At 39.7% G+C, this 21,649-nt stretch carries 27 protein-coding genes; 23 read left to right on the top strand and 4 right to left on the bottom strand.

All coding sequences use genetic code 11. The annotated features are described in order from the left end of the window. Positions 1 to 91: 91 nt before the first annotated feature. The 8 genes from tapA (at position 92) to nagB (ending at position 5,539) form a co-directional block, all read left to right on the top strand. Positions 92 to 904 (top strand): amyloid fiber anchoring/assembly protein TapA, encoded by an 813-nt coding sequence (gene tapA / locus KFZ58_RS13210; protein ID WP_235791770.1) that lies wholly within the window; start codon positions 92 to 94, stop codon positions 902 to 904. Next, positions 901 to 1,476 carry a signal peptidase I SipW gene (gene sipW, locus KFZ58_RS13205; RefSeq protein ID WP_235791769.1) on the top strand — a complete coding sequence of 192 codons (576 nt, stop codon included), beginning with the start codon at positions 901 to 903 and terminating at the stop codon, positions 1,474 to 1,476. Before tapA ends, sipW begins: the two co-directional genes overlap by 4 nt. Before the next feature lie 42 nt (positions 1,477 to 1,518). Beyond that, entirely contained in the window at positions 1,519 to 2,178 is a 660-nt protein-coding gene (locus KFZ58_RS13200; RefSeq protein WP_235791768.1) for an LPxTATN C-terminal sorting signal domain, read from the top strand. Positions 2,179 to 2,425: 247 nt separating this feature from the next. Further along, entirely contained in the window at positions 2,426 to 2,560 is a 135-nt protein-coding gene (locus tag KFZ58_RS13195; protein ID WP_235791767.1) for an anti-repressor SinI family protein, read from the top strand. A gap of 73 nt (positions 2,561 to 2,633) precedes the next feature. Continuing rightward, on the top strand, positions 2,634 to 2,957 hold the full coding sequence (locus KFZ58_RS13190) for a helix-turn-helix domain-containing protein (RefSeq protein WP_235791766.1): 324 nt from the start codon (positions 2,634 to 2,636) through the stop codon (positions 2,955 to 2,957). 326 nt (positions 2,958 to 3,283) lie between these two features. Beyond that, a complete protein-coding gene (locus KFZ58_RS13185) occupies positions 3,284 to 3,448 on the top strand; it encodes a hypothetical protein (protein WP_235791765.1) in 165 nt (54 codons plus the stop codon). 180 nt (positions 3,449 to 3,628) lie between these two features. Further along, positions 3,629 to 4,807: an N-acetylglucosamine-6-phosphate deacetylase gene (gene nagA, locus KFZ58_RS13180; protein ID WP_235791764.1), complete on the top strand. Its 1,179-nt coding sequence runs from the start codon at positions 3,629 to 3,631 to the stop codon at positions 4,805 to 4,807. A 6-nt stretch (positions 4,808 to 4,813) separates the two neighbouring features. Further along, positions 4,814 to 5,539, top strand: a complete 726-nt coding sequence (gene nagB / locus KFZ58_RS13175; protein WP_235791763.1) for a glucosamine-6-phosphate deaminase — start codon at positions 4,814 to 4,816, stop codon at positions 5,537 to 5,539. Between the two features lie 137 nt (positions 5,540 to 5,676). On the opposite strand, the gene KFZ58_RS13170 is transcribed toward nagB, so the two are convergent. After that, on the bottom strand, positions 5,677 to 6,327 hold the full coding sequence (locus KFZ58_RS13170) for a YigZ family protein (protein WP_235791762.1): 651 nt from the start codon (positions 6,325 to 6,327) through the stop codon (positions 5,677 to 5,679). Positions 6,328 to 6,460: 133 nt separating this feature from the next. Between KFZ58_RS13170 and KFZ58_RS13165 the strand changes: the two genes are divergently transcribed. The 3 genes from KFZ58_RS13165 (at position 6,461) to KFZ58_RS13155 (ending at position 9,850) form a co-directional block, all read left to right on the top strand. Further along, the gene (locus tag KFZ58_RS13165) at positions 6,461 to 7,597 is read left to right on the top strand and encodes a sensor histidine kinase (RefSeq protein WP_235791761.1); all 1,137 of its coding nucleotides are present in this window, start codon (positions 6,461 to 6,463) and stop codon (positions 7,595 to 7,597) included. A gap of 74 nt (positions 7,598 to 7,671) precedes the next feature. After that, a complete protein-coding gene (locus KFZ58_RS13160; RefSeq protein WP_235791760.1) occupies positions 7,672 to 8,364 on the top strand; it encodes a response regulator in 693 nt (230 codons plus the stop codon). A 643-nt stretch (positions 8,365 to 9,007) separates the two neighbouring features. Next, positions 9,008 to 9,850, top strand: coding sequence for a DegV family protein (locus KFZ58_RS13155; RefSeq protein WP_235791759.1), 843 nt, complete (start codon positions 9,008 to 9,010; stop codon positions 9,848 to 9,850). A gap of 25 nt (positions 9,851 to 9,875) precedes the next feature. Here the strand turns inward: KFZ58_RS13155 and KFZ58_RS13150 are convergent, their stop codons facing one another. Next, the gene (locus KFZ58_RS13150; RefSeq protein WP_235791758.1) at positions 9,876 to 10,025 is read right to left on the bottom strand and encodes a hypothetical protein; all 150 of its coding nucleotides are present in this window, start codon (positions 10,023 to 10,025) and stop codon (positions 9,876 to 9,878) included. Here KFZ58_RS13150 and KFZ58_RS13145 point away from each other — a divergent pair. The 12 genes from KFZ58_RS13145 (at position 9,977) to fliT (ending at position 18,903) form a co-directional block, all read left to right on the top strand. Then, complete coding sequence (locus KFZ58_RS13145) at positions 9,977 to 11,350, top strand: ATP-dependent helicase ComFA (RefSeq protein WP_502654446.1); 1,374 nt, start codon at positions 9,977 to 9,979, stop codon at positions 11,348 to 11,350. The two genes, KFZ58_RS13150 and KFZ58_RS13145, sit on opposite strands and share 49 nt — an antisense overlap. 1 nt (position 11,351) lies before the next feature. Beyond that, complete coding sequence (locus tag KFZ58_RS13140) at positions 11,352 to 12,032, top strand: ComF family protein (protein WP_235791756.1); 681 nt, start codon at positions 11,352 to 11,354, stop codon at positions 12,030 to 12,032. A 40-nt stretch (positions 12,033 to 12,072) separates the two neighbouring features. Next, positions 12,073 to 12,483, top strand: coding sequence for a TIGR03826 family flagellar region protein (locus KFZ58_RS13135; protein WP_235791755.1), 411 nt, complete (start codon positions 12,073 to 12,075; stop codon positions 12,481 to 12,483). A gap of 52 nt (positions 12,484 to 12,535) precedes the next feature. Beyond that, positions 12,536 to 12,799: a flagellar biosynthesis anti-sigma factor FlgM gene (flgM, locus tag KFZ58_RS13130; protein WP_235791754.1), complete on the top strand. Its 264-nt coding sequence runs from the start codon at positions 12,536 to 12,538 to the stop codon at positions 12,797 to 12,799. A 38-nt stretch (positions 12,800 to 12,837) separates the two neighbouring features. Beyond that, positions 12,838 to 13,329: a flagellar protein FlgN gene (locus KFZ58_RS13125; protein WP_235791753.1), complete on the top strand. Its 492-nt coding sequence runs from the start codon at positions 12,838 to 12,840 to the stop codon at positions 13,327 to 13,329. Between the two features lie 15 nt (positions 13,330 to 13,344). Then, the gene (gene flgK, locus KFZ58_RS13120) at positions 13,345 to 14,829 is read left to right on the top strand and encodes a flagellar hook-associated protein FlgK (protein WP_235791752.1); all 1,485 of its coding nucleotides are present in this window, start codon (positions 13,345 to 13,347) and stop codon (positions 14,827 to 14,829) included. Positions 14,830 to 14,834: 5 nt separating this feature from the next. Next, the gene (flgL, locus tag KFZ58_RS13115; RefSeq protein WP_235791751.1) at positions 14,835 to 15,704 is read left to right on the top strand and encodes a flagellar hook-associated protein FlgL; all 870 of its coding nucleotides are present in this window, start codon (positions 14,835 to 14,837) and stop codon (positions 15,702 to 15,704) included. A gap of 89 nt (positions 15,705 to 15,793) precedes the next feature. Further along, on the top strand, positions 15,794 to 16,243 hold the full coding sequence (fliW, locus tag KFZ58_RS13110; protein WP_235791750.1) for a flagellar assembly protein FliW: 450 nt from the start codon (positions 15,794 to 15,796) through the stop codon (positions 16,241 to 16,243). Between the two features lie 2 nt (positions 16,244 to 16,245). Then, a complete protein-coding gene (gene csrA, locus KFZ58_RS13105) occupies positions 16,246 to 16,467 on the top strand; it encodes a carbon storage regulator CsrA (RefSeq protein ID WP_235791749.1) in 222 nt (73 codons plus the stop codon). Between the two features lie 126 nt (positions 16,468 to 16,593). Then, positions 16,594 to 18,117, top strand: a complete 1,524-nt coding sequence (locus KFZ58_RS13100; RefSeq protein WP_235791748.1) for a flagellar hook-associated protein 2 — start codon at positions 16,594 to 16,596, stop codon at positions 18,115 to 18,117. 31 nt (positions 18,118 to 18,148) lie between these two features. Then, positions 18,149 to 18,550 (top strand): flagellar export chaperone FliS, encoded by a 402-nt coding sequence (fliS, locus tag KFZ58_RS13095; protein WP_235791747.1) that lies wholly within the window; start codon positions 18,149 to 18,151, stop codon positions 18,548 to 18,550. Then, positions 18,550 to 18,903, top strand: a complete 354-nt coding sequence (gene fliT, locus KFZ58_RS13090; protein ID WP_235791746.1) for a flagellar protein FliT — start codon at positions 18,550 to 18,552, stop codon at positions 18,901 to 18,903. The genes fliS and fliT overlap by 1 nt, the downstream gene beginning before the upstream one ends. 338 nt (positions 18,904 to 19,241) lie before the next feature. On the opposite strand, the gene KFZ58_RS13085 is transcribed toward fliT, so the two are convergent. Then, complete coding sequence (locus KFZ58_RS13085; RefSeq protein ID WP_235791745.1) at positions 19,242 to 20,699, bottom strand: aldehyde dehydrogenase family protein; 1,458 nt, start codon at positions 20,697 to 20,699, stop codon at positions 19,242 to 19,244. Between the two features lie 260 nt (positions 20,700 to 20,959). Then, on the bottom strand, positions 20,960 to 21,511 hold the full coding sequence (locus tag KFZ58_RS13080) for a TetR/AcrR family transcriptional regulator (RefSeq protein WP_235791744.1): 552 nt from the start codon (positions 21,509 to 21,511) through the stop codon (positions 20,960 to 20,962). Between the last annotated feature and the right edge of the window lie 138 nt (positions 21,512 to 21,649).

Genomic DNA, 21,649 nt, shown 5'->3' with positions numbered 1-21,649 from the left:
CATTCCCCATTCTATTTATTCATAAGTACATTACGCTAGTAGTGTATTTACGAATACATATAAATAGTATTTTAAAAAGGTGGAGATGTAATTGAGAAGGACTCGCATAAGAAAACATAGATCGAATTTTCAATTGCTTTTACTTATCGGTAAATTGATTATCATTTGGTATTTAATGGTCTTTTCTACAACCTACTTAACTGCGAATACTTCTGCCTATTTTACCACAACGAATGATGCGAATGGGATGGTTTCTGTAGGAGTTTGGGAAGTTGCGGATGAAAGTTCATTAGCATTTATACAGAATGGAAACGAAAATATAAAGAGTTGTGAGCCCGTTACTCTAAAAACAGAGATAAAAAATACGGGGGATGGAGATATGCAAAGCGATCTCACCTATGATGTTTATTATATAGAAAATGGTAATCCAGAAAAGCATGGAGATAAACTGGAGCTTGGTGAAGGTGAAGGAATTATTAAGGTTTTAAAAAGTGGAGAAACAACGGAACTGACTTTTAAGGCCAGTGAACCGGGCAGATATGCATTTGTTGCGTACCAACATGATGGTCATCCGGAAGAGGAAACGTGGAGTAAATCGATTAAGATTAATTGTCCTCCAGGGCAACAGACAAATACAGATGAAAACATAGAAGATGAGAAAGAAACTACAAAAGATGATGAAAAGGAAACACCAGCGGAAGAGAAACCTGATGAAGTTAATGCAACGAGTAAAGACGTAGATGAAACTCCTGACGAAGAGGAGCAAGAAAATCAGGCAAATGACGAAAAGGAAAATACAGAAGATAAGAATGATGAAGAAAATAGTGACGTAGAAGAAAATGAAGATAAAGAAGAAGCCGCGAGCAATAACACAAGCCCTGAAGAGGAAGGTGTCGAAGATTGAAAAAACGTAGCGTTTTGAAATGGGTAAATCGGATTGTATCCACTGTATTAATGATTTTATTGGTCAGTGTAGCTTTAATGGTTGTCTTTACAAAGCTGTCAGGTGGAGAGCCGGAAGTATTTGGCTATCAACTGAAGACCGTTCTATCCGGTTCGATGGAGCCAGGCATTCAAACAGGATCGGTGATCGCGGTCCAATCCGTTGATGGTGATCAGCGCACAAATTTCCAAAATGGTGATGTTATCACGTTTATGGAAGAAGAAAATAAATTAGTCACCCACCGGATAACGGAGGTTGCGACCTCGAATAGTGGGGTCCTTTATACAACGAAAGGGGACAATAATAATGCTGTAGACGCTAGCCCGGTGTTAGCTGAAAATGTCGTGGGTGTATATAGCGGATTCACGATTCCTTATATAGGTTATTTGATTAATTTTGCTCAATCTCCTGAAGGAAGTGCGCTATTACTTATTTTACCTGGGATTTTACTATTCGGCTATTCCATTTTCACGATTTGGAGAACGCTAAGCACCCTAGAGAAGGAACAAAAAGAAACAGCTGAAGCAAAGTGACGCGCCTCCAACAAATTTATGTCTTAAAAGAGGAAGATGTTTATGAAAATAATTTTTTCCATAATAGGTGTGCTAGCGAGTGTTGTACTCTGTTTCAGTCTGACGGGCCCTGCGGTGGTTGCTGAAGAAGCGGATAAACAGGAGATTGCGATTAACATTATGCCTGAGGATGTTTTATTCGATGTGCCTAATATGAAACCAGGAGATTGGGCTCCAAGGACAATTGTTATCCAGAACAATGGTGAAATGGGATTTGAGTACTTCACGACATTGCGAAATGATAGTGGCTCAGAAAAATTATTTAATGAACTGGTCCTTGAAGTTAGCGACGGTGAGGGAGAATTATATAATGGGAAACTTGCAGAATTCAATACCTTGTCCCCACGATTTTTGGAGCCGTCCAGTGAAGAAGAATTGCATTTTACAGTACGATTTCCCGCTCACTTAGGTAATGAGTTTCAAGGTCTTGCTGCACAATTTTCACTTATATTTTCAGCAAAAGGGGAACAGAGTGATACAGATGAAGTGATTAGTGAAGGAACAATTGGCAGTGGGGATAGTTATTCGGCTGGTGGTTCAAGACTTCCTGATACAGCTACCAATATGTTCAATTTATTATTGATCGGTGGCTTGCTTTTGGCAGCTGGGGTTTTCTTAATTGTCTACAATAGAAAAAATGTGAGGAAAGCGGAGAAACTGTAGGTGGACGAAGAAGTTCCGCACCCGATAAATCAAGATACTTAACTCGACATAAATCTAAATTTTTTACTACAAAAACATACAAAACTAGTGTCTATCTGACAAACAAAGACACCCCTATAACGCTACCTTTTGTAGTATAATAGTCATAGTGATAAAAGTGTTCTCGAAAAAAAACTAGGGCGTAAAGTCTCAGGGCTAAAATTAGGCTAGGGGGATTTTTCAGGAAATGAAAATGGGGGATGGGTAAATGAAAAATACGGCTGAAAAAAGTGCAATTGACGTAGAGTGGGTTGAACTGATCAAGCAAGCTAAGATTTTAGGAATGACTGCGGATGAAGTCCGCCTATTTTTACGAAAGGCGGGAAGCAAAGAGAATGCATGAGGAAACCTGTGCTTTATATAGAACTTCTCACTTGTTTTATGTTATAATTTCCTGTGAAAGAAGGTGAGAAGGCTTGATTGGTGAAAAAATAAAGAATTTACGCCAAGAGAAGAAAATGTCTCTTTCCGAATTAGCTGAAAGAGCAGGTGTTGCGAAGTCTTATTTAAGTTCTATAGAGCGAAATCTTCAAAGTAATCCATCGATACAGTTTATCGAGAAGATTAGTACAGTATTGGCTGTTTCTGTAAATGACCTGATCCTGGAAGATAATTCTGAAAAAACCGAGAGCCTGGATGATGAGTGGATAGATATTGTTGAAGAAGCTATGAATTCAGGTGTGACGAAAGAACAATTCAGGGAATACCTTGCATTTAATAAATGGCGAAATAAACGGTAACCGTAGAGCGATGGGCCCTGCGGTTTTTTGTTTTGCCATCGTCAGGACAACCCTGTAATTCCTTTTTCCTTCCTTATTGCATATGCTATTAAAGGTTTGGCGGTTCTAGAGAATTTGTCCGCTTGCGATGATAATGGTTTTATTTTTCTTGTGGTGGGAAAATAGAGAAAAATGGCCGTCAAAAGTGTAACAATCATGTCGAATTATGTGACGAATAATCAACTTTTGTGTGATATTATATGTAATAAGACAAATTTCAACAGCCGTATCTATTATTTTGTGTTATAGTCTATCTATCTGATGAAATATGTAAAGGTGGGAAAACGATGAGTGAGCAGGAGAGGTATAAAAACATGTTACGAAGATTGATTAACGAAACAGAAAGCGATAAAATTCAGACCTCTAAAGAATTGGTTCAATCGCTCGTTAACGAATTAACGCATAATGCAAGTGGAAAAACGAATAGCACGACACAAACATTAGCAAAATAATGGTGTTAAGCTACATTTTTTATAGGAATGTGGCTTTTTTATTGTAGCTGTTATACATAAAGTGAAACTTCATTCAGTGGGGGTATCACAACCCGTTAATGCGTGATAAAATTTTAGTGAAAAAGATACTTGTACCATGGCAAATAGCGTATATTACGATTTAGAAAGGAAATCCTAAATATGGGCAGTCCGACCTCTTTATTTGTTAAAAATGCAACTATTTTCACCGAAGAAGAAACGATTACTAACGGGTCTATATTAATAAAAGATGGAAAAATAGACACGATTCTACAGGAAAATGAACAATTGAAAAGTTATCCGAATCGCCTGAAAGTGATAGATGGTACATATTTACATGTCATTCCCGGTTTTATCGATGGACATATCCATGGAGCTAATGGCGCTGATGTGATGGATGCGACCGAATCAGCGTTAGATACAATGGCAGCCGTCTTACCGAAAGAAGGGACGACAAGCTTCCTGGCAACAACCATAACACAGTCTCCAGAGAATATTGAACGTGCACTGCAGAATATAGCAACTTATCAAAATAAACAAGGTCAAGCTGAAATGATTGGCGCTCATTTGGAAGGCCCGTTTATTGAGGCAAGTAAAAAGGGCGCACAACCACTGGAATATATTATGGAACCATCTATTGAGCAGTTCAAAAAATGGCAAAATCTATCCGATAATAAAATTAAAACGATCACGATGGCGCCCGATCTCGATGAGGATGGCTCATTTATTCGGTATTTATATGATTCAGGTGTTAACGTATCTGCGGGTCATACGGATACCAATTTTGCTGGGATGAAAAAAGCTATTGCACAAGGCGTGCGTCAGGTGACACATCTGTGTAATGCAATGCCCGGAATTCATCACAGGGATATCGGTGTTGTAGGTGCTGCTTTTCAGCTCCAGGAGTTGCGCGGGGAATTAATTGCGGATGGCATTCATGTATCGCCAGAGATGCTTCAATTGATCTATAAAAATATGGGCAGTGAGCGATTGATTTTAATCACAGATGCGATGCGGGCAAAATGCTTACAGGCCGGAGATTATGAGCTAGGCGGGCAGCCAGTTGCCGTCACCAGTGATCGTGCGGTTCTAGAGGATGGAACGTTAGCCGGAAGTATTTTGAAAATGCAGCAGGGAGCTCGTCAAATGCTACGATTAGCGGACGTTTCGATAGAGAACGTTATTGAGATGGCTTCTGTCAATCCAGCTAAACAGCTCGGAATTTTTGCTGAAAAAGGAAGTATCGCATTACATAAAGATGCGGATGTTTTACTAGTCGATGATGATTTAAATATAAAATACACAATCTGTCGTGGTGTAGTAACATTTGAGGAGGAGTAGTCAGTTATGGAAATGATCAAAGTGAAAAATTATGAAGAAATGAGCGAGAAGGTTTGTTCCCTACTTATTAACAGGATACAGCATTTGGAAAATCCTGTATTAGGATTGGCAACCGGATCCACACCAGAGGGATTATATCAGAACCTGATTGAGAAAAATAAGCAACCTGAAGTATCATTTGAAAATGTCTCAACCTTTAATTTAGATGAATATGTTGGATTGGAAAAGACGGATCCAAATAGCTATCATTATTATATGCATCAAAAATTGTTTAAGCATATTGATATCAAAAGTAAAAATGCTCATTTGCCAAACGGCATGGCAGGTGATTTGCAAAAGGAATGCCGTGATTATGAGGATCTAATTCGCAAGGCGCAAAGCGTTGATGTGCAAATTCTGGGGCTCGGGTTAAATGGCCATATCGGTTTTAATGAGCCTGGAACGCCTTTTTCCAGCAGAACACATGTGGTTGAACTCGATGAGTCGACCCGAGAAGCAAATGCGCGGTTTTTCGATTCTATGAATGATGTTCCAACAAAAGCTATTACAATGGGAATTAAAACAATAATGGAAAGTAAATCCATTATTTTATTGGTCTCTGGTGAGGGAAAGGCCGAAGCAGTCGCCAGGTTATTGAATGGTGAAGTGTCTGAAGACTTTCCAGCTTCCATTTTACAAAACCATGAACATGTAACGATCGTTGGGGATGAGGCAGCGTTGGGGAGAGTTTGAAGGCTTATGGTGAGCTGACTGTGTTGTGGGGAGTTGGCCGGTGGTGCGGAAGAATCAACCGGAAAGGCTAAACAATCCCCCCACAAATACAACATCCCACCGATCCAAAATCATTCCCTATCGGTGGGATCCAAATTTCACCCCTCAGAAGTAGATTCAACATCAATTTCTACATAGGCGGTTCCTTTTTCTACAATTGTTGCCTGATCACTTGTCAGGTTTACTATCCACTCGTGAAAGCCGTCCTCTTCGCCATTTTTTACATAAACGATGAACTCTACGTTTTCCATGTAGTTGATAGATTCAAGGATATGGTCCGAATTTCGCAATACATTTTCAAGTTTTCCGAGTAGTGAATAGTCCACGGTTATGGAGAATCCTTGCATGCGTTGCCTCTTTACGATACCGGTATTTTGAATAGCTTGGGAGGTTGTGCTACCATATGCACGAATTAAGCCACCTGCACCTAGTTTAATTCCACCAAAGTATCTTGTAACGACAATAGCTGTATCCTTTAACCCCTGTTTCTTTAACACCTCTAGAATGGGTACTCCAGCGGTACCACTAGGCTCACCGTCATCATTTGCTTTTTGGATCTGATCATGTTCGCCGATAATGTATGCTGAACAATTGTGGGTGGCGTCATGATGCTTTTTCTTTATTTCCTGAATAAAATCCTGTGCTGCTTCTTCTGATTCTACACGCCTAACATAGCCAATAAACCGGGACTTTTGGATGGTTAATTGATCACTTCCCTCTTGCTTAACGGTAAAATAATTTGCCAACATTTTAAATTCCCCCTGCTTAAATGCATAATATAGTATATAATAAGGATATAATTTCCTGAAAATATGCTAAAAGACCCTATAAAAAGGTCTATTATACACGTATAATTATACCATAGTAGGTTGGTGGAAGACGATGGCACAAAAATTAAGTGAAAAAGCGTTGGATTATGTCATTAATGAGATGATTGATGTGGTGGAGAATAGCAAGGACGAGATATTTAATATTAGCGAAGAGTCTCGGAAGGAGCATGAACATCTTGTACGTGAACTGAAAGAGACAAAAGAAAAAGTAATCCAGCATATTACCAATGGTGATCAACTTGAACAGAAGGTCAGGTTTTCCAGAAGACGACTAGCAGAGGTGAGTAAATATTTTGATCGATACACGGAAACTGAGATTCGCAAGGTATATGAGAAAACCCATGAACTACAAACAAAGCTAGCCATTATGCAACAAGAGGAAAAAGTGTTGCGTGAAAAGCGTGATGAGATTGAAAGAAGATTAATAACATTAAGCCAGACAATCGAGCGTGCAGAAGGACTAGCTGCCAAAATCACGGTCATACTTACATACTTGCAGGATGATTTCAGGCAAGTAAATGAAATGATTGAAGAAGCAAAGGAAAAACAAGAATTTGGGCTAAAAATTATTGAAGCACAAGAGGAAGAACGCAGAAAAATTTCCCGGGAAATTCATGATGGTCCAGCGCAGATGTTGGCAAATATTTTACTTCGATCAGAGCTTGTGGATCGGACTATTCGCGAAAAAAGTATGGATGAGGCATTAAATGAGGTAAAAGATGTGCGTAAGATGATTAGAACTTCCTTGTATGAAGTACGACGAATTATTTATGATCTGCGCCCAATGGCACTCGATGATTTAGGTCTCATACCAACAATTAAAAAATATGTTTCTACAATTGAAGATTACAATGGCGTTAGAATTGATTTTTCTTCCATTGGGGAGGACAAGCGCCTGAATCAAAAGTACGAAATCGCATTTTTTCGGTTAGTACAGGAGGCAGTGCAAAATGCGGTAAAACATGCAGGGGCTCCTTTAATACAGGTTAAGTTAGAAATTTGTACAGATTTTTTGACAATGGTTATTAAAGACAATGGAAAAGGCTTTGATCCTTCCATGAAAAAAGATAAATCTTTCGGGTTGATCGGCATGCGTGAGCGGGTTGACATGCTGGAGGGCGAACTAAATATCAAATCAGCAAAAGGGGAAGGCACTACCATTTTTATTAAAGTCCCGTATACGATATAGAGAAAAATAGACAAACAAACATCTGTAATAGGGTAAATAAAAATAAACAGAAATGGTGCAGGAGGAGAAAGAATATGAGTAAAGAGAAGCGTACCAGTATTGTTTTAATTGATGATCATAAGTTGTTTCGCGAAGGGGTTAAGCGCATTTTGGAGTTTGAACCAACATTTGACATCGTTGCAGAAGGTGATGATGGTAATGTTGCCGGGAAACTAGTAAAGGAACACAAGCCTGACGTTGTTTTAATGGACATTAATATGCCTAACATGAATGGGGTACAGGCCACAAAGGATCTAATTCGCTACTTTCCGAAGACAAATGTTATTATCCTTTCCATCCATGATGATGAAAGTTATGTGACGCATGCGCTAAAAACTGGAGCACAAGGGTATTTATTAAAAGAAATGGATTCGGATTCGTTAATTGAAGCGATTAAAGTTGTCAGTGAAGGGGGCTCCTATCTTCACCCAAGAGTAACGCATAACTTAGTTCAGGAGTATCGCCGTTTGGCAAAAGAAACAATGCCTATGATAACGGAAAGAGGCGTGGCATATCATACTCCACTTCACATACTGACAAAACGAGAAAGCCAAGTACTGCAATTATTAGCAGAAGGAAAAAGTAACAGAGCTGTTTCCGAAGCGCTGATCATAAGTGAAAAAACGGTTAAAAACCATGTCAGTAATATCCTGCAAAAAATGGATTGTAACGACCGTACACAGGCCGTTGTTTCCGCAATTAAAAAAGGTTGGGTAGAAGTGGTATAGCTCCCTGAGTAACATGTTATTTTAAAACACGAAATAGGTTAATTATCGATTATTGCTTTTGATATATAGCCGGCATAAGTATAAGTGCTTGTTGATTTCCGCTCCGGGCCGTTGCGCACCTTAGTGCACGGCTTCAGCCTTCGACGCACAGGACGTGCTAGTGCAGGTGTTGCGACAGGACGTCGCGAACTTAACCTGCCTCGCTGAAGACCACCGCTGCGGGGTCTTAAGACACGTGCTGGGACTGCGCGTAAATGCTCGTCCCACCGAAGACATTTGTCCCTGCAGGAGTCAACGGTCCTCCGCTCCAATCAACGATCATAAATTGCGCGCTATTTTGTGATTGAATGAAGTAGTTGCTATGTTCATACCAGCGGAATGTATTTCCGTAGCGGTAAATGAGGAGCTACTATTATTGATTTAACGTTTAATGTCGTCTTTTATATCTATTGCAAAGTTTTAAAAGCAACAATACTTACGAAAAGAGCCTTATTAAACAATCGCAATATTGCCTATAAAAATACTCTAATGCATTAACGCGTTAGAGTATTTTTTCACCTATATTCAGGATGCATTTTTCTTCTTCATGATGTAAAATGGGAATAAACGAAAAGATGATATAGAGTAGAGGAGAAGGTTCATAATGAAAGTTGCTGTAATGACGGATAGTACGGCGTATATTCCTGCTGATATACGCGAGGAGCATCATATTCATATGGTTCCGCTTAGTGTCGTATTTGAGGACGAGTCCTATCAAGAGGAAATTGATATTACAACAGAAGAATTTTACCAAAAAGTGAAAGAGGCAGAAAGTTTGCCAAAAACTTCGCAACCATCGATTGGTTATATTGCAAATAAGTTGGAAGAATTAGCCAAAGACTATGATGCTGTTGTCTCGATTCATATCTCAAGTGGAATTAGTGGCACATATGAGGCAGTTCGCAGTGCGAGACAGATGGTTGAGGGTATCGATGTGTATGCCTATGATTCTGAACTCAGCGCCATGGGACAGGGCTTTTATGTATTGGAAGCAGTGGAAATGGTAAAAGAAGGTAAATCACCTAAGGAGATTATCGCACGTTTCGATGAAATAAAACAAAGTATACGTGCTTATTTCATGGTGGATGACCTTAGTAACCTGCAGCGCGGCGGGCGTTTGAATGGTGCCCAAGCGTTAGTTGGAAGTGTTTTGCAGGTGAAGCCGATACTCCATTTTGTTGATAAGGTAATCGTTCCATTTGAAAAAATCCGTACACGAAAAAAAGCAATGAGTCGCATCAGCGGATTGCTGGAAGAGGATGCCAGCAAAGGAAAACCTATTAAAGCTGTATTTATTCATGCAAATAATGAATTAGCTGCAGCAAAGATGCGTGATGATTTCTTGGAAAAATATCCATCGGCGGATACCTCGATCGGCTACTTCGGCCCAGTCATTGGAACCCATTTGGGCGAAGGTTCAGTAGGAATTTGCTGGTATATGAAATAGCAATTATATAATAATTTGATATTTGCTATCGGCCACTTTTTGGTTGATAGCTTTCTATTCTAAGGATCAAAGGAGTGTCTGCTAATGCCTCTCCCAGAGCGGCAAACGACCTGCGAACAATCAAGCCTGCCATATCTTTTTTCAGGAAAGCTGCTTCTACGAAATGAAATCCCATTAGACGAGCCCACCTTTCAACATCATCTTTCTGCAAACAACTTCACACCTTTTATCTCTATCAAACGAAAAAATTTCACCTATCAATGTCAGCGTTGCGGGAACCAGCAGCGATCCTTATTTGCCCAAATACCATGCAAATCCTGTGGTAATACACACGCTTATTGTCGCAGTTGTATTGAAATGGGGCGTGTGATGCAATGTGAGCCGCTTTATTACTGGTCAGGTGAATCCCCCCAGTGGCCAACACATGAGAACGCATGCTCATGGGACGGGGAGCTCACCTTTGTTCAACAAAGGGCAGCTGATCGGATTACGAGTGCCGTAAATGCCCAGGAAAAGGAGCTATTAATTTGGGCAGTATGTGGAGCCGGAAAAACGGAAATGCTCTTTCCCGGTATCACGCAAGCACTTCGCCTCGGCAAACGTGTTTGCATCGCTACACCACGAGCGGATGTTGTTCGCGAGCTTTTGCCACGCATTCAGAAAGCCTTTGATACGATAGAAGTTCAAGGGTTATATGGTGGAAGTGAAAATAAAGACGGCACAGCCCAAATCATTATCGCCACAACACATCAACTACTCAGATATAAAGCCGCGTTTGATTTACTGATTATTGATGAAATCGATGCCTTCCCCTTTCATGCTGATCCGGCTTTACCTTATGCAGCAAATCGAGCGAAATCAGATGCAAATACAACGATCTACCTAACAGCTACACCACGGAAAGATCACCGCAAGCAGATAATGAGGAAAAAACTTGCCCATCTATTTGTGCCAGTCAGATTCCACGGTCATCCCTTACCTGTTCCAAAGCTACAAATGAGTTTTTCCTTGAAAAAAGAATTGGCAAACGAAAAAGTCCCAGAAGCTTTTATGAAATGGGTGAAAACCAGGAAAAATCCGGACAGGCAATTATTAATCTTTGTTCCTACGATTCAACTGGCTGAGAAAATGAAAGAAAAGATAGCAGATCGCTTGCTGGAAGAGGGATTGCTTAAAACAAAAGATAAAGCACAAGCTGTTCATGCATCTGATCCGGATCGCGCAGAAAAAGTGCAGCTTTTTAGAGACAGAAAAATAGATACATTGCTTACAACAACCATATTAGAAAGAGGCGTTACTTTCCCATCAGTAGATGTTGCTATCATCGATACAGGTCATGAAGTGTTTGATGAAGCAGCCCTCGTACAAATTTCAGGAAGAGCTGGAAGAAGCCCGGATGATCCAACAGGAGAGGTTGTATTTTTTCATGATGGGAAAACAGAGGCAATGACGCGTGCCGTTCAGTCGATTCGCCAAATGAATAAACGGGGGAAGTTATGAGATGCATTGTTTATGGTGCAACAGCCAAATTATTCAGGAAGTAAACTGGGAAAATCTATTTATATTAGCCAAACCGAAAAATCTATGTCAACCGTGTGAAGAAGAATTGGAAGTCTTGCATGGGGAGAGATGCAGGCGCTGTAGCCGGATAAGTGAAGATGAGGTCTGTTTGGATTGCAAATGGTGGGACGAACAGGCTTCAAGGGATACGATTACGTCTAATTTCTCCGTTTTTGCTTATAACGAAATGATGCAAGATATGATTGCGAAGTGGAAATATCGTGGTGATTATCACTTGGGAAATGCGTTTAAATCGTATTTTACACAATCATTTCACGAGGCATTTTCATATCTGGACAAAGATGCAATTGCTGTGCCGGTTCCGTTAAGCAATGAAAGACTGCTGGAACGCGGGTTTAATCAAGCAAAGATGCTAGCGGATTTTTTACCAATAGAAACGAAAGAGGTCATCACGCGTGTTCATACGGAAAAACAATCTAAAAAAACGCGCCGTGAAAGAATTGGAACAAAAAATCCATTCGAAATAACGAAATCTATTAACAAATCGGTCATTCTTGTCGATGATATATATACAACAGGTACAACATTACGCCATGCAGGAGCGTTATTGCATGAGCATGGCTGTCGCAAGGTTTATGCATATACCTTAATACGTGGATAGACTTTAATTGTGTTAGACAGTAAAATGAGGTGGAGGCAAAATGGCTGAATTAGCAAATTGCTCACGTTGCAATGCAGTTTTTGTAAAAAATATTCGTACGGTTTGTCAAAACTGCTATAAAGAAGAGGAAAAAGCTTTTGAGACCGTTTATCGTTTTTTACGTAAACAAAAAAATAGAGAAACAACTGTGATGGAAATTGGAGAAGCAACTGGCGTAGAGGAGTTGTTAATCATTAAATTCGTAAGAGAAAAGCGGCTGAGACCCTCACAATTTCCAAAGCTGGCATATCCATGTGAGAAATGTGGAAGCCATATAAGAACAGGTAACTTATGCCAGAACTGTTCTAATGAATTAAAGAAAGATTTAGAGATACATGAGCAGCTTGAAAAATCTAAAGAAGACCGGCAGGAAAATAAACAAAACATATATTATGCTTTTGATGAAAAATAATGCTTTAGATCGTAGTGTAATAAGTCGATAATAGGAAAGAGGTGATTTACCTATGAAAATAAATGGTTCTAACCATACAAATTTCAATCCTTATAAAAATAACCAGATACAGAAACAAGCTGAGATAAAAAATGATTCAAATAAAAAAGATCAAGTTGAAATATCCAGTCAAGCGAAGCAATTACTGGAAAGTGAAAAGACAAATGCGCAGCGGGACTCCTATGTGCAGGAAATTAAAAATCAAGTGGAGTCTGGTGAATACAAGGTAAATCATGAGAAAACAGCACAAAAAATGATTGATTTCTGGTCACGGTAGAAACAATACCGAAAATAACCTTTAAAGGAGACACGATTTTGTCCATAAACCAAATAATAAAGACACTTGAGAATCTAGTGGCAATCCACGAAGACTTAGTAAGCCTTTCCAGAGAGAAAACGAAGGTCGTGAAGGAAGGCTCTGTTGAAAAGCTGCAGTCCTTATTAGTAAAAGAGCGAAAACAAATTAGGACGTTTGAAAAGGTAGAAAAGACTCGCCAGGAAGCTGTTGAAGCATGGTTTTTTGAAAATGAACTTCCACTTACGGATACAACCATAACACATATGCTGGAAATCATAAGCGATGAAGATGAAAAACAGGAGCTGACAGCTGTTACGACTAAGCTGACTGAATTGATTACAACGTTAAAACAGCAAGAGCAACTTAATGAATCCTTATTAAATCAATCTATGAAATTCGTCCAGTTATCCTTAGATATGATGAATCCATCAATAAAAAATATGAATTACGGAAATAGCAAGCAAGAATCAGTTACTATGAAAAGGTCAGTATTTGATTCAAAGGCATAATAAAGGAGCAAAGACATGAGTACATTTCACGGGTTAGAAATGGCGAGGCAAGCCCTATCCACACAACAATCGGCATTGTATACGACTGGCCATAATATAGCCAATGCGAATACGGAAGGTTATTCGAGACAACGAGTCAATTTTGAAACAGCCTCTCCGTATCCTGCTGCATCACGGAACCATCCGGAAATCCCTGGCCAGATGGGGACCGGGGTACAAGTAGGTTCAGTTCAGCGCATTCGAAATGAATTTCTGGATAACCAGTACCGTGCGGAAAATAGTAATACGGGATACTGGGAAACTAAGGCGAATGCACTTGGCCGTATGGAACGTTTAATGAATGAGCCGTCAGAGAATGGCCTGTCCAGTACGATGGATCAATTCTGGCAGTCACTTCAGGATCTTTCCGTCACCCCGGAAAACGCGGGGGCAAGATCTGTAGTTGCACAGAGAGGACTTGCGGTTGCAGAAAACTTTAATTACCTATCTGAATCACTAACCTCTATTCATTCCGATTTACAAAACCAAATGGATGTGAAGGTACAAGAAGCAAACATTTTATTACATCAGATAAACAGTATTAATGAACAGGTAAAACAAATTGAGTCACATGGTAATGTAGCAAATGATTTATATGATAAGCGTGATCGTTTGATTGATGACTTATCAAATAGCTTTAACATTAAGGTTAGTTATTCGAAAAGTTCGTCCAGCTCACTTGATATTGCTGATGGCCTTGCAACAATTGAATTGGTCAATGATAATGGGAAATCGTTTCGTGAACCGGTGATTTTGCTTGATGGAAACCTTGGCCTTGAAGCAGGTGAAGGTAGTAAAGTGAATGAGCTGGCAGTTAGTGAATCAGGTAAAGTTACTGCAGGCGGGCAGACAATAGACATCATGGAGTCCAAAGGTTCGTTGAAAGGGCTTATAGAATCATCAAACATGTATACAGAGATGCTTACAGGTTTGGATGATATGGCTAGTGTTTTTGCAGAAGCATTTAACAGCGTTCACAGCGAAGGCTATAATTTGGAAGGAAATAATGGTCTACAGTTCTTTGAATTTACAGGCGATGCAGGTGCAGCCGGATCTATTACTGTATCACTAGATCTTATAAATAACCCTGAAAAAATAGCTGCCAGCACAGATGGGAATGCTGGTAATGGTGATAATGCCACTGCGTTAGCTGACATTTTTAATAAGGCATTAGAGAATGATCCATTAGGAAATGATAATTCTGTAAATGGCTTTTATCAGTCATTGATAGGAGAATTAGGGGTTAACGCACAAGAGGCGAATCGTATGGTGGATAATACTAATATTCTCAAAAACCAAGTAGTGAATCAGCGTATGTCAGTGAGTGCTGTTTCACTGGATGAGGAAATGAGCAATATGATTAAATTTCAGCATGCGTATAATGCTGCAGCTAGAAGTATGACGCAGACGGATGAGCTCCTAGATACAATTATAAATAATATGGGATTAGTCGGGAGGTAGGTAACATGCGCGTTACACAAGGAATGCTATCCAATAATATGATGCAACATATTTCAAGTAGTAATGCAAAGTTGAGTACATATATGAATCAGTTAAGCACCGGTAAGAAGATTAACCTTCCTTCTGATGATCCAATAATTGCAATGAACGGGATGAACTATCGTTCGCAATTAACCCAAATCGAACAGTTCCAGCGCAATACCAATGAAGTTCATACATGGATGGATAATTCAGATGCCGCATTAAATCAAGCAACACAGTCCATGCAGAAATTACGTGAATTAGCTGTACAAGCAAGTAATGATACGTATGGCGCAGACGAACGGCAAAACATAAAAGAAGAAGCAGAAGAGATTAAAGCGCATCTCATCGATATTGCGAATACAAATGTGGGCGGAAAATATATTTTTAATGGAACAAATACTAATGCATTGCCGATCGATGAGGATGGAAATCTTTCCCTAACGAATGATCCAGTCATGATCGAAGTTTCGGGTGGTACGAAGCTTCAGGCAAATGTTGACCCTGAAAGTGTTTTTAATGAAGAATTATTTAACGATATTGATAGCTTTATAGATGCATTAGGTGGTAATGATCAAGCAACAATTGAGCAGAGCGTTGAGTCAATGGATGAAAATATTACAAATACCATCAATGCAAGAGCTGATTTAGGTGCACGGATGAACCGCCTTGAATTAATTGAAAATCGATTAAGTGAACAGGAAATTGTTGCTACGAAAACGATGTCGGAAAACGAAGATATAAACTATGCTGAAGTGATAACGCAACTCATTACACAAGAGAGTGTACATCGTGCTGCATTATCAGCTGGTTCGCGGATCATTCAACCGACGTTAATGGATTTTCTGCGCTGAAACTGACATGATCCTGACCCATCAATAGGGCCAGGGTTTTATTATACGGGAACGGTTATTATCTTTTTGTTTAGGAAGGAGAATGTTGAATGCATATACACACCAAATACCTAGGTGAAATGGAAATAGAAGATCAAAAAGTAATACACTTTTCAGCGGGTCTTCCCGGCTTCATCGAAGAATCTGAATTTGTTTTACTCGATCTTCCGGATAATCCGATTTTTCAAGTTTTACAATCGATTCGAAACGTAAATACAGCATTTATTGTGACGGACCCATATCACTTTTATCAGGATTATTCATTTGAGCTAGAGGATTCTTTATTAGACAGCCTACATATTCAAAGCGAGAAGGATGTTATCGTATTAACGATTGTTACGTTAAAAGATCCACTTCATACGAGTACATTGAATTTAAAAGCGCCTGTGATCATCAATCCTGCCAGTAAGAAGGGTAAGCAATACATCATAAACAGGGATGAGATTCCTGCACAAGCTCCCATTGTTCCTGACGATTTTGTAAAAGTGGAAGGAGAATAAACATGCTTGTTTTAACGCGAAAACAAAATGAATCTATTCAGGTTGGTGATGATATTGAAATAAAGATCTTGGGAGTTGAAGGAGATCAAATAAAGCTTGGAATTGAGGCGCCTAAATCTGTTGACATATATCGCAAAGAAATCTATCTGGATATCCAAGAACAAAATAGTGAAGCTGCGCACATATCATCTGACTTACTTTCACTTCTAAAAAATAATAGGTAAAACGTACTGTTTTTCCGGTGAAGCCTACATGATGACAAGCCTTAAGCCGATATAAGTAAAAATAACAGACTTGAGGAATTTATAGGTTTGCTTGTCGATGAAAAGATTTAGTAAGGAGTGATCAACATGCGAATTGGCGGCTTAGCAAGCGGAATGGATATTGATTCCCTTGTCAATCAATTAATGGCTGCTGAACGGATACCACTTAATAAAATGCAACAGGATAAAACACTCCAGGAGTGGGAACGGGATGGCTTTCGAGATGTTAATAAAAAATTGCTGGAACTGGATAATATGATGCTGGATATGAAATTGAGCCATACATATAATCCAAAAACAGTCAATTCATCCATGGAAGATGCCGTAACAGCAACCGGCAATTCAAGTGCCTCGAATGGTACGTATGATATTAAAGTAAATCAGTTGGCGAGTTCGGCGATAAATGTGAGTCAGGACGCGTTAGCTATTGACCCTAAAGAAAGTCTGACTGAACAAGGAATTGAACCTCAGGCGTTTGAATTTTTCACATTTGATGAAGATGGCAAGGAACAACACGAATATGAGATTAAAGAAGGTGATACATTAGAGGATGTTCTATCAACTATCACCAACGATGATAACCATGTTCGAGCTTTTTTTGATGAGCAATCTCAAAAGGTAGTCATGGAAACGACGAGACCAGGAAATTATAATCAATCGGATGAATTTCTTGGTGCGGAAATTGGTTTTGATAGGCAAACGAACTCATCGTTTATTACAGACGTACTTCAAATAAAAAATGGTAGACAAGATGAATTCGGCAATTGGCATAAGGTAGAAACAGGCGGTGAAAATGCAAAATTCACCTATAACGGCGCTTTGGAGATAGAATCAGAGGAAAATAATTATACACTCAACGGTGTGAATTTCGAATTTAAAAATACAACTGGAGACACAAGCGCAAAACTAACTGTTAACAATGATGTAGATGCTGCTTTTGACTCCATTATGGAATTTGTTGATAAGTACAATGAAGTAGTGGAGACGTTAAATGAAACACAACAGGAAGAAAAGTTCCGGGATTATCCACCGTTAACCGATGAACAGAAAGAGGAAATGTCAGAGAGAGAGATTGAACTTTGGGAAGAAAGGGCAATGAGCGGAATACTTAGAGGTGAATCGGCTATTTCAGGCGGCTTATTTTCCATGCGTCAAAGTTGGTATTCGAATGTGGATACGGGTGGAGAAATTACATCGTTAACCCAAATTGGCATTACGACCACTTCTGACTACCTGGATGGCGGAAAACTTGAAGTTGATGAAGATGAGCTAAAAAAAGCCCTTCGAGAGGATCCGGACGGGGTTCAAGCTCTATTTTCCAATGATGTAGAAGGCGTGAGTCGAGGTTTGGTCAATCGCTTAGAAGATGCAGTCGAACAGACAATGGGGCGAATCGAAGCACGTGCGGGTAACGGTATGGATACGCTTGAAAATTACACATTAGGTAAACGTCTTAAGGACATGGATGATCGTATCAGTGCTTTTGAAGATCGATTGACCCGGATAGAAACACGGTACTGGAATGAATTTGGACAAATGGAACAAGCGATTTCAAGAATGAATCAGCAATCAATGATGTTAATGAACCAATTCGGTGGCGGATCAGCATAAATCATATCAATCTTTATAAGGAGTGAGTCGAATGGCAACAAACAAATCCTATCAAGTATATAAGGACAATGCTGTTAACACGGCATCTGGAGGGGAACTGACGTTAATGCTGTATAATGGATGTATTAAGTTTATTAAACAGGCTATCAAAAACTTGAATGAAACTAATTATGAGGCAAAAAACACAAACATCCAAAAAGCGCAAAATATTATTCAGGAATTAATGCTCACCTTAGATACTAACGTGGAAATTTCAAAACAAATGCTGCCACTATATGATTACATAAACTATCAGCTTAAAGAAGGAAATATAAAAAATGAGGTAGCACTGCTGGAGGAAGCTTTGCAGTTTGTAATGGAATTCAGAGATACGTGGAAAGAAGTTATTTTAAAAACAAGGCAAAACCAATTTAAACAAGGTGCTCACATATAATGAATCGCCTGGAATCGCTTTACGATATAACCATACAGTTAAAAAATGTACTAGATCAGGATATAATTGCCAAAAATCGAGGGAGTGTCATCGAAAAGGTAAATGAATTGATAGAAAAAAGAGGACAGCTAATGGTTGATTTGACAGAACCATACACGGAAGAAGAAAAACGACTGGGCCAACAGCTCGTTCCATTAAATGAAGGCATTCAAGCATCTATGAATCAATTATTCAACCATTTAAAAGCCGAAATGAAACAAGTTAAAAAGCAAAAAAAATCAAATCGTACGTATACAAACCCCTATGAAAGTGTACAGGCGATGGATGGGATGTTTATGGATAGTAAAAAGTAGGAGAAGCTTCTCAATTTAAATAGTTTTATAGGAAATTTTCCAGTAAAAAAACAACTGTACGCAGGCGCGACATCATCGAAAACGAGGGAGAGGGCGATTAGATCGGGAAAGGATGCCGCTGAAACGAGAGGGAGCACAGTCAAATCGGGAAAGAATGCGTTCGAAACGGGAGGGAGCTGTCTCCAATCGGGAGAGAGCAGTCCAAAACCGGGAGAGCACCCAAATCGCGCCCAATTCCACCTCCACACCAAAAAAGATCCCCAGCCTCGCTGGAGTTCGCCCTTTATTATAATACCCCCCAGCCTTAGAAACAGGCTGGCCCTTCCAATGTTCCTATATCAAAATGGAAATTCACGCGCTTGCTTCTGCACAGAAATCCATTTGCCTTCTGTGAATTCTTCGATGATATACGGGCTGCCAAAGCGCCCGATGCCGCTTTGGTTCATACCTCCAAACATCGCAGTTGGTTCATCGTTGACCGGCTGATCATTAATGTGGGTCATGCCAAATGTCAGGTTGAGAGCATATTCTCGTGCTTTTTCTTCGTCCCTGGAAAATATGGAAGAACTTAAGCCGTACTCGGTGTGATTGGCTTTGGCAATAAGATCATCGTTGGATGAAGCTTTCGAGATCAATGCAATCGGTGAAAACATTTCCGTCTGAGCCAGTTCACTGTTATTATCTACATTGCCAATGACTGTTGGCGTTAAAATATTGCCAATCTGCTCACCTTCCAGTAGGATGTCGTATCCAGCTTTTTTTGCTTTTTGAATGTTATCAAGTGACTTTTCGATCTGTTTTTCGTTAATGAGCGGTCCGACGACCACATCAGAGTCACGAGGGTCGCCATACTTCACGTCTTTGGAGCGGGCAACAAATTTATCTACAAATTCATCATATACATCTTCATGCACAATAAAGCGATTGGTCATCATGCAAATTTGGCCCTGGTGCAAGTATTTACCAAATATTGCGGCATCTACAGCTTTGTCGATATCGGCATCGCTTAAGACACAGAATGGAGCATTGCCGCCAAGCTCCAATGATACATCTTTCAGCTGTTCACCGGCTACTTGTCCAATCCGGCGCCCAACCGGTGTTGATCCAGTGAAGCTGACACGGCTTATCGCTCTGTGATTGAACATGATATCACCCGTCACATCAGGTGTTGTTAACAGTGATTGAAAGACGCCGGGTGGTACACCACCTTCTTCAAATGCCTTGGCAATCAGTGAACCGGATACAAGACCGCATTGAATATCGGCTTTATGGACAACGGCATTACCAAGTGCCAGTGCTGGTGCAATCGTACGCATCGATAAGTAGAGTGGGAAGTTAAATGGTGAGATTGAAGAGATAACGCCTTTTGGCAGGCGATAGTTTTCATTCATTTTACCCGGGATGATTGATGATTTCTCTTCAAATTTGCCGACTTTATTGACCATTGTGGAGGCTTCTTCCATTAAGCCTATAGTTAAGTCAAATTCCAGATTGGCTTTGACGGCTGTGCTGCCTGATTCAAGGGTTAGAATTTCTAAGATATCTTCTTTATTCTCTTTGAAATAGTCGACGGCATTTTCCATGACCTCTTGGCGTAATGCTGCATCTTTTCCCCAGTTAGTTTGGGCATTTTTCGCCCCATCAAATGCCTCGTTTATCTGATCAAGGGAAGCGATGCTGACTTGAGCCAGAACTTCATTGTTGTAGGGGTTTTGCATCTCTACAGTTTTATTTTCGGTTCCATCAACCCAATTGCCGTTAATGTAATTTTGATTAAACTTCTGATATTGATTCATGTCAGTTACCTCCTATGATGTAAAAAAGCTTTATATTGTCTTTAGCCTTTAATAAGGAGCTTTAAACCTAACGGAATGATTTTTAATGTTAAATATGGAATCTATGCAGGGAACTGGACAGACCTCGTTTCACTACTATAATCGAAGTAAAATACAAAAACGGGGGATGTGAATGATGCCCCTTTTTCAAGATTTTTTTCGATTATAATTTAAAGAAAGGAAAGCTACGATTCCTGTACGATTGGCAATTACAAGACTCCTTATTCCCTAACCTTAAAACTATTAATTAATCGCGCGATCTGCTTCGTTGACTGATCCATATTGTTCGCCAACCAATGTTTGATGACGTAAATGCTTCCACTGACGACAAAGGTGCTGGCATATTCACCAAATTCCGGATCCGCTTCATTGTTGCTCATCCAGCTTTTGATAATGAATGTCCTGGCGACTTCCATGACACGCCGTTCAAATGAATGGTCGGCATTTTCGTTGAGGAGGGTCTGGCAGACGTCATACTTGGAGGCGACGTACTCCAGGAGTTTTTCGGTCATCTGCAGCGCTTCCTCTTCCTGTTCGAAATTGTATTGATTTAAATAAGTGTTTAAATCTGCAATGATTTCTTCTTCAATTTGCTCCAGTAAAGCAAAGTGATCACTGTAGTGGGTGTAGAAGGTGGAACGGTTAATATCGGCCTGTTCACAAATTTCTTTAACCGTAATGCTCGAGATCTGTTTGGTTTTTAATAAATTGATTAAACTATCCTTTAGGACTTTGCGGGTATATTTTTTTCGGCGATCCAGTTTTTCGTTCATTAAATCGTCACACTTTCTTTTTTATATTTGACAACATATTTTCGTCATATGTTTATTTTTGTACGCATACTATAAAACTGTTTGTTGTAATTCCAACACGGTGTCGTATATAATATAGCCTGTTCGAATGTATAATGC

Origin of the sequence: Virgibacillus sp. NKC19-16, from assembly GCF_021560035.1 — a bacterium.
GTDB classification, from domain to species: domain Bacteria; phylum Bacillota; class Bacilli; order Bacillales; family Amphibacillaceae; genus Virgibacillus_L; species Virgibacillus_L salidurans.
Note: the sequence above shows the minus strand (reverse complement) of the source record. Positions and strands in the feature narration are given on the sequence as shown.

Excerpts from the sequence above, each read along its gene's own strand:
- KFZ58_RS13200 (WP_235791768.1), top strand. The coding sequence starts at position 1,519 with ATGAAAATAATTTTTTCCATAATAGGTGTGCTAGCGAGTGTTGTACTC.
- KFZ58_RS13195 (WP_235791767.1), top strand. The coding sequence starts at position 2,426 with ATGAAAAATACGGCTGAAAAAAGTGCAATTGACGTAGAGTGGGTTGAA.
- KFZ58_RS13185 (WP_235791765.1), top strand. The coding sequence starts at position 3,284 with ATGAGTGAGCAGGAGAGGTATAAAAACATGTTACGAAGATTGATTAAC.
- nagA (WP_235791764.1), top strand. The coding sequence starts at position 3,629 with ATGGGCAGTCCGACCTCTTTATTTGTTAAAAATGCAACTATTTTCACC.
- nagB (WP_235791763.1), top strand. The coding sequence starts at position 4,814 with ATGGAAATGATCAAAGTGAAAAATTATGAAGAAATGAGCGAGAAGGTT.
- KFZ58_RS13170 (WP_235791762.1), bottom strand. The coding sequence starts at position 6,327 with ATGTTGGCAAATTATTTTACCGTTAAGCAAGAGGGAAGTGATCAATTA.
- KFZ58_RS13165 (WP_235791761.1), top strand. The coding sequence starts at position 6,461 with ATGGCACAAAAATTAAGTGAAAAAGCGTTGGATTATGTCATTAATGAG.
- KFZ58_RS13160 (WP_235791760.1), top strand. The coding sequence starts at position 7,672 with ATGAGTAAAGAGAAGCGTACCAGTATTGTTTTAATTGATGATCATAAG.
- KFZ58_RS13155 (WP_235791759.1), top strand. The coding sequence starts at position 9,008 with ATGAAAGTTGCTGTAATGACGGATAGTACGGCGTATATTCCTGCTGAT.
- KFZ58_RS13150 (WP_235791758.1), bottom strand. The coding sequence starts at position 10,025 with ATGGGATTTCATTTCGTAGAAGCAGCTTTCCTGAAAAAAGATATGGCA.
- KFZ58_RS13140 (WP_235791756.1), top strand. The coding sequence starts at position 11,352 with ATGCATTGTTTATGGTGCAACAGCCAAATTATTCAGGAAGTAAACTGG.
- KFZ58_RS13135 (WP_235791755.1), top strand. The coding sequence starts at position 12,073 with ATGGCTGAATTAGCAAATTGCTCACGTTGCAATGCAGTTTTTGTAAAA.
- flgM (WP_235791754.1), top strand. The coding sequence starts at position 12,536 with ATGAAAATAAATGGTTCTAACCATACAAATTTCAATCCTTATAAAAAT.
- flgK (WP_235791752.1), top strand. The coding sequence starts at position 13,345 with ATGAGTACATTTCACGGGTTAGAAATGGCGAGGCAAGCCCTATCCACA.
- flgL (WP_235791751.1), top strand. The coding sequence starts at position 14,835 with ATGCGCGTTACACAAGGAATGCTATCCAATAATATGATGCAACATATT.
- fliW (WP_235791750.1), top strand. The coding sequence starts at position 15,794 with ATGCATATACACACCAAATACCTAGGTGAAATGGAAATAGAAGATCAA.
- csrA (WP_235791749.1), top strand. The coding sequence starts at position 16,246 with ATGCTTGTTTTAACGCGAAAACAAAATGAATCTATTCAGGTTGGTGAT.
- KFZ58_RS13100 (WP_235791748.1), top strand. The coding sequence starts at position 16,594 with ATGCGAATTGGCGGCTTAGCAAGCGGAATGGATATTGATTCCCTTGTC.
- fliS (WP_235791747.1), top strand. The coding sequence starts at position 18,149 with ATGGCAACAAACAAATCCTATCAAGTATATAAGGACAATGCTGTTAAC.
- fliT (WP_235791746.1), top strand. The coding sequence starts at position 18,550 with ATGAATCGCCTGGAATCGCTTTACGATATAACCATACAGTTAAAAAAT.
- KFZ58_RS13085 (WP_235791745.1), bottom strand. The coding sequence starts at position 20,699 with ATGAATCAATATCAGAAGTTTAATCAAAATTACATTAACGGCAATTGG.
- KFZ58_RS13080 (WP_235791744.1), bottom strand. The coding sequence starts at position 21,511 with ATGAACGAAAAACTGGATCGCCGAAAAAAATATACCCGCAAAGTCCTA.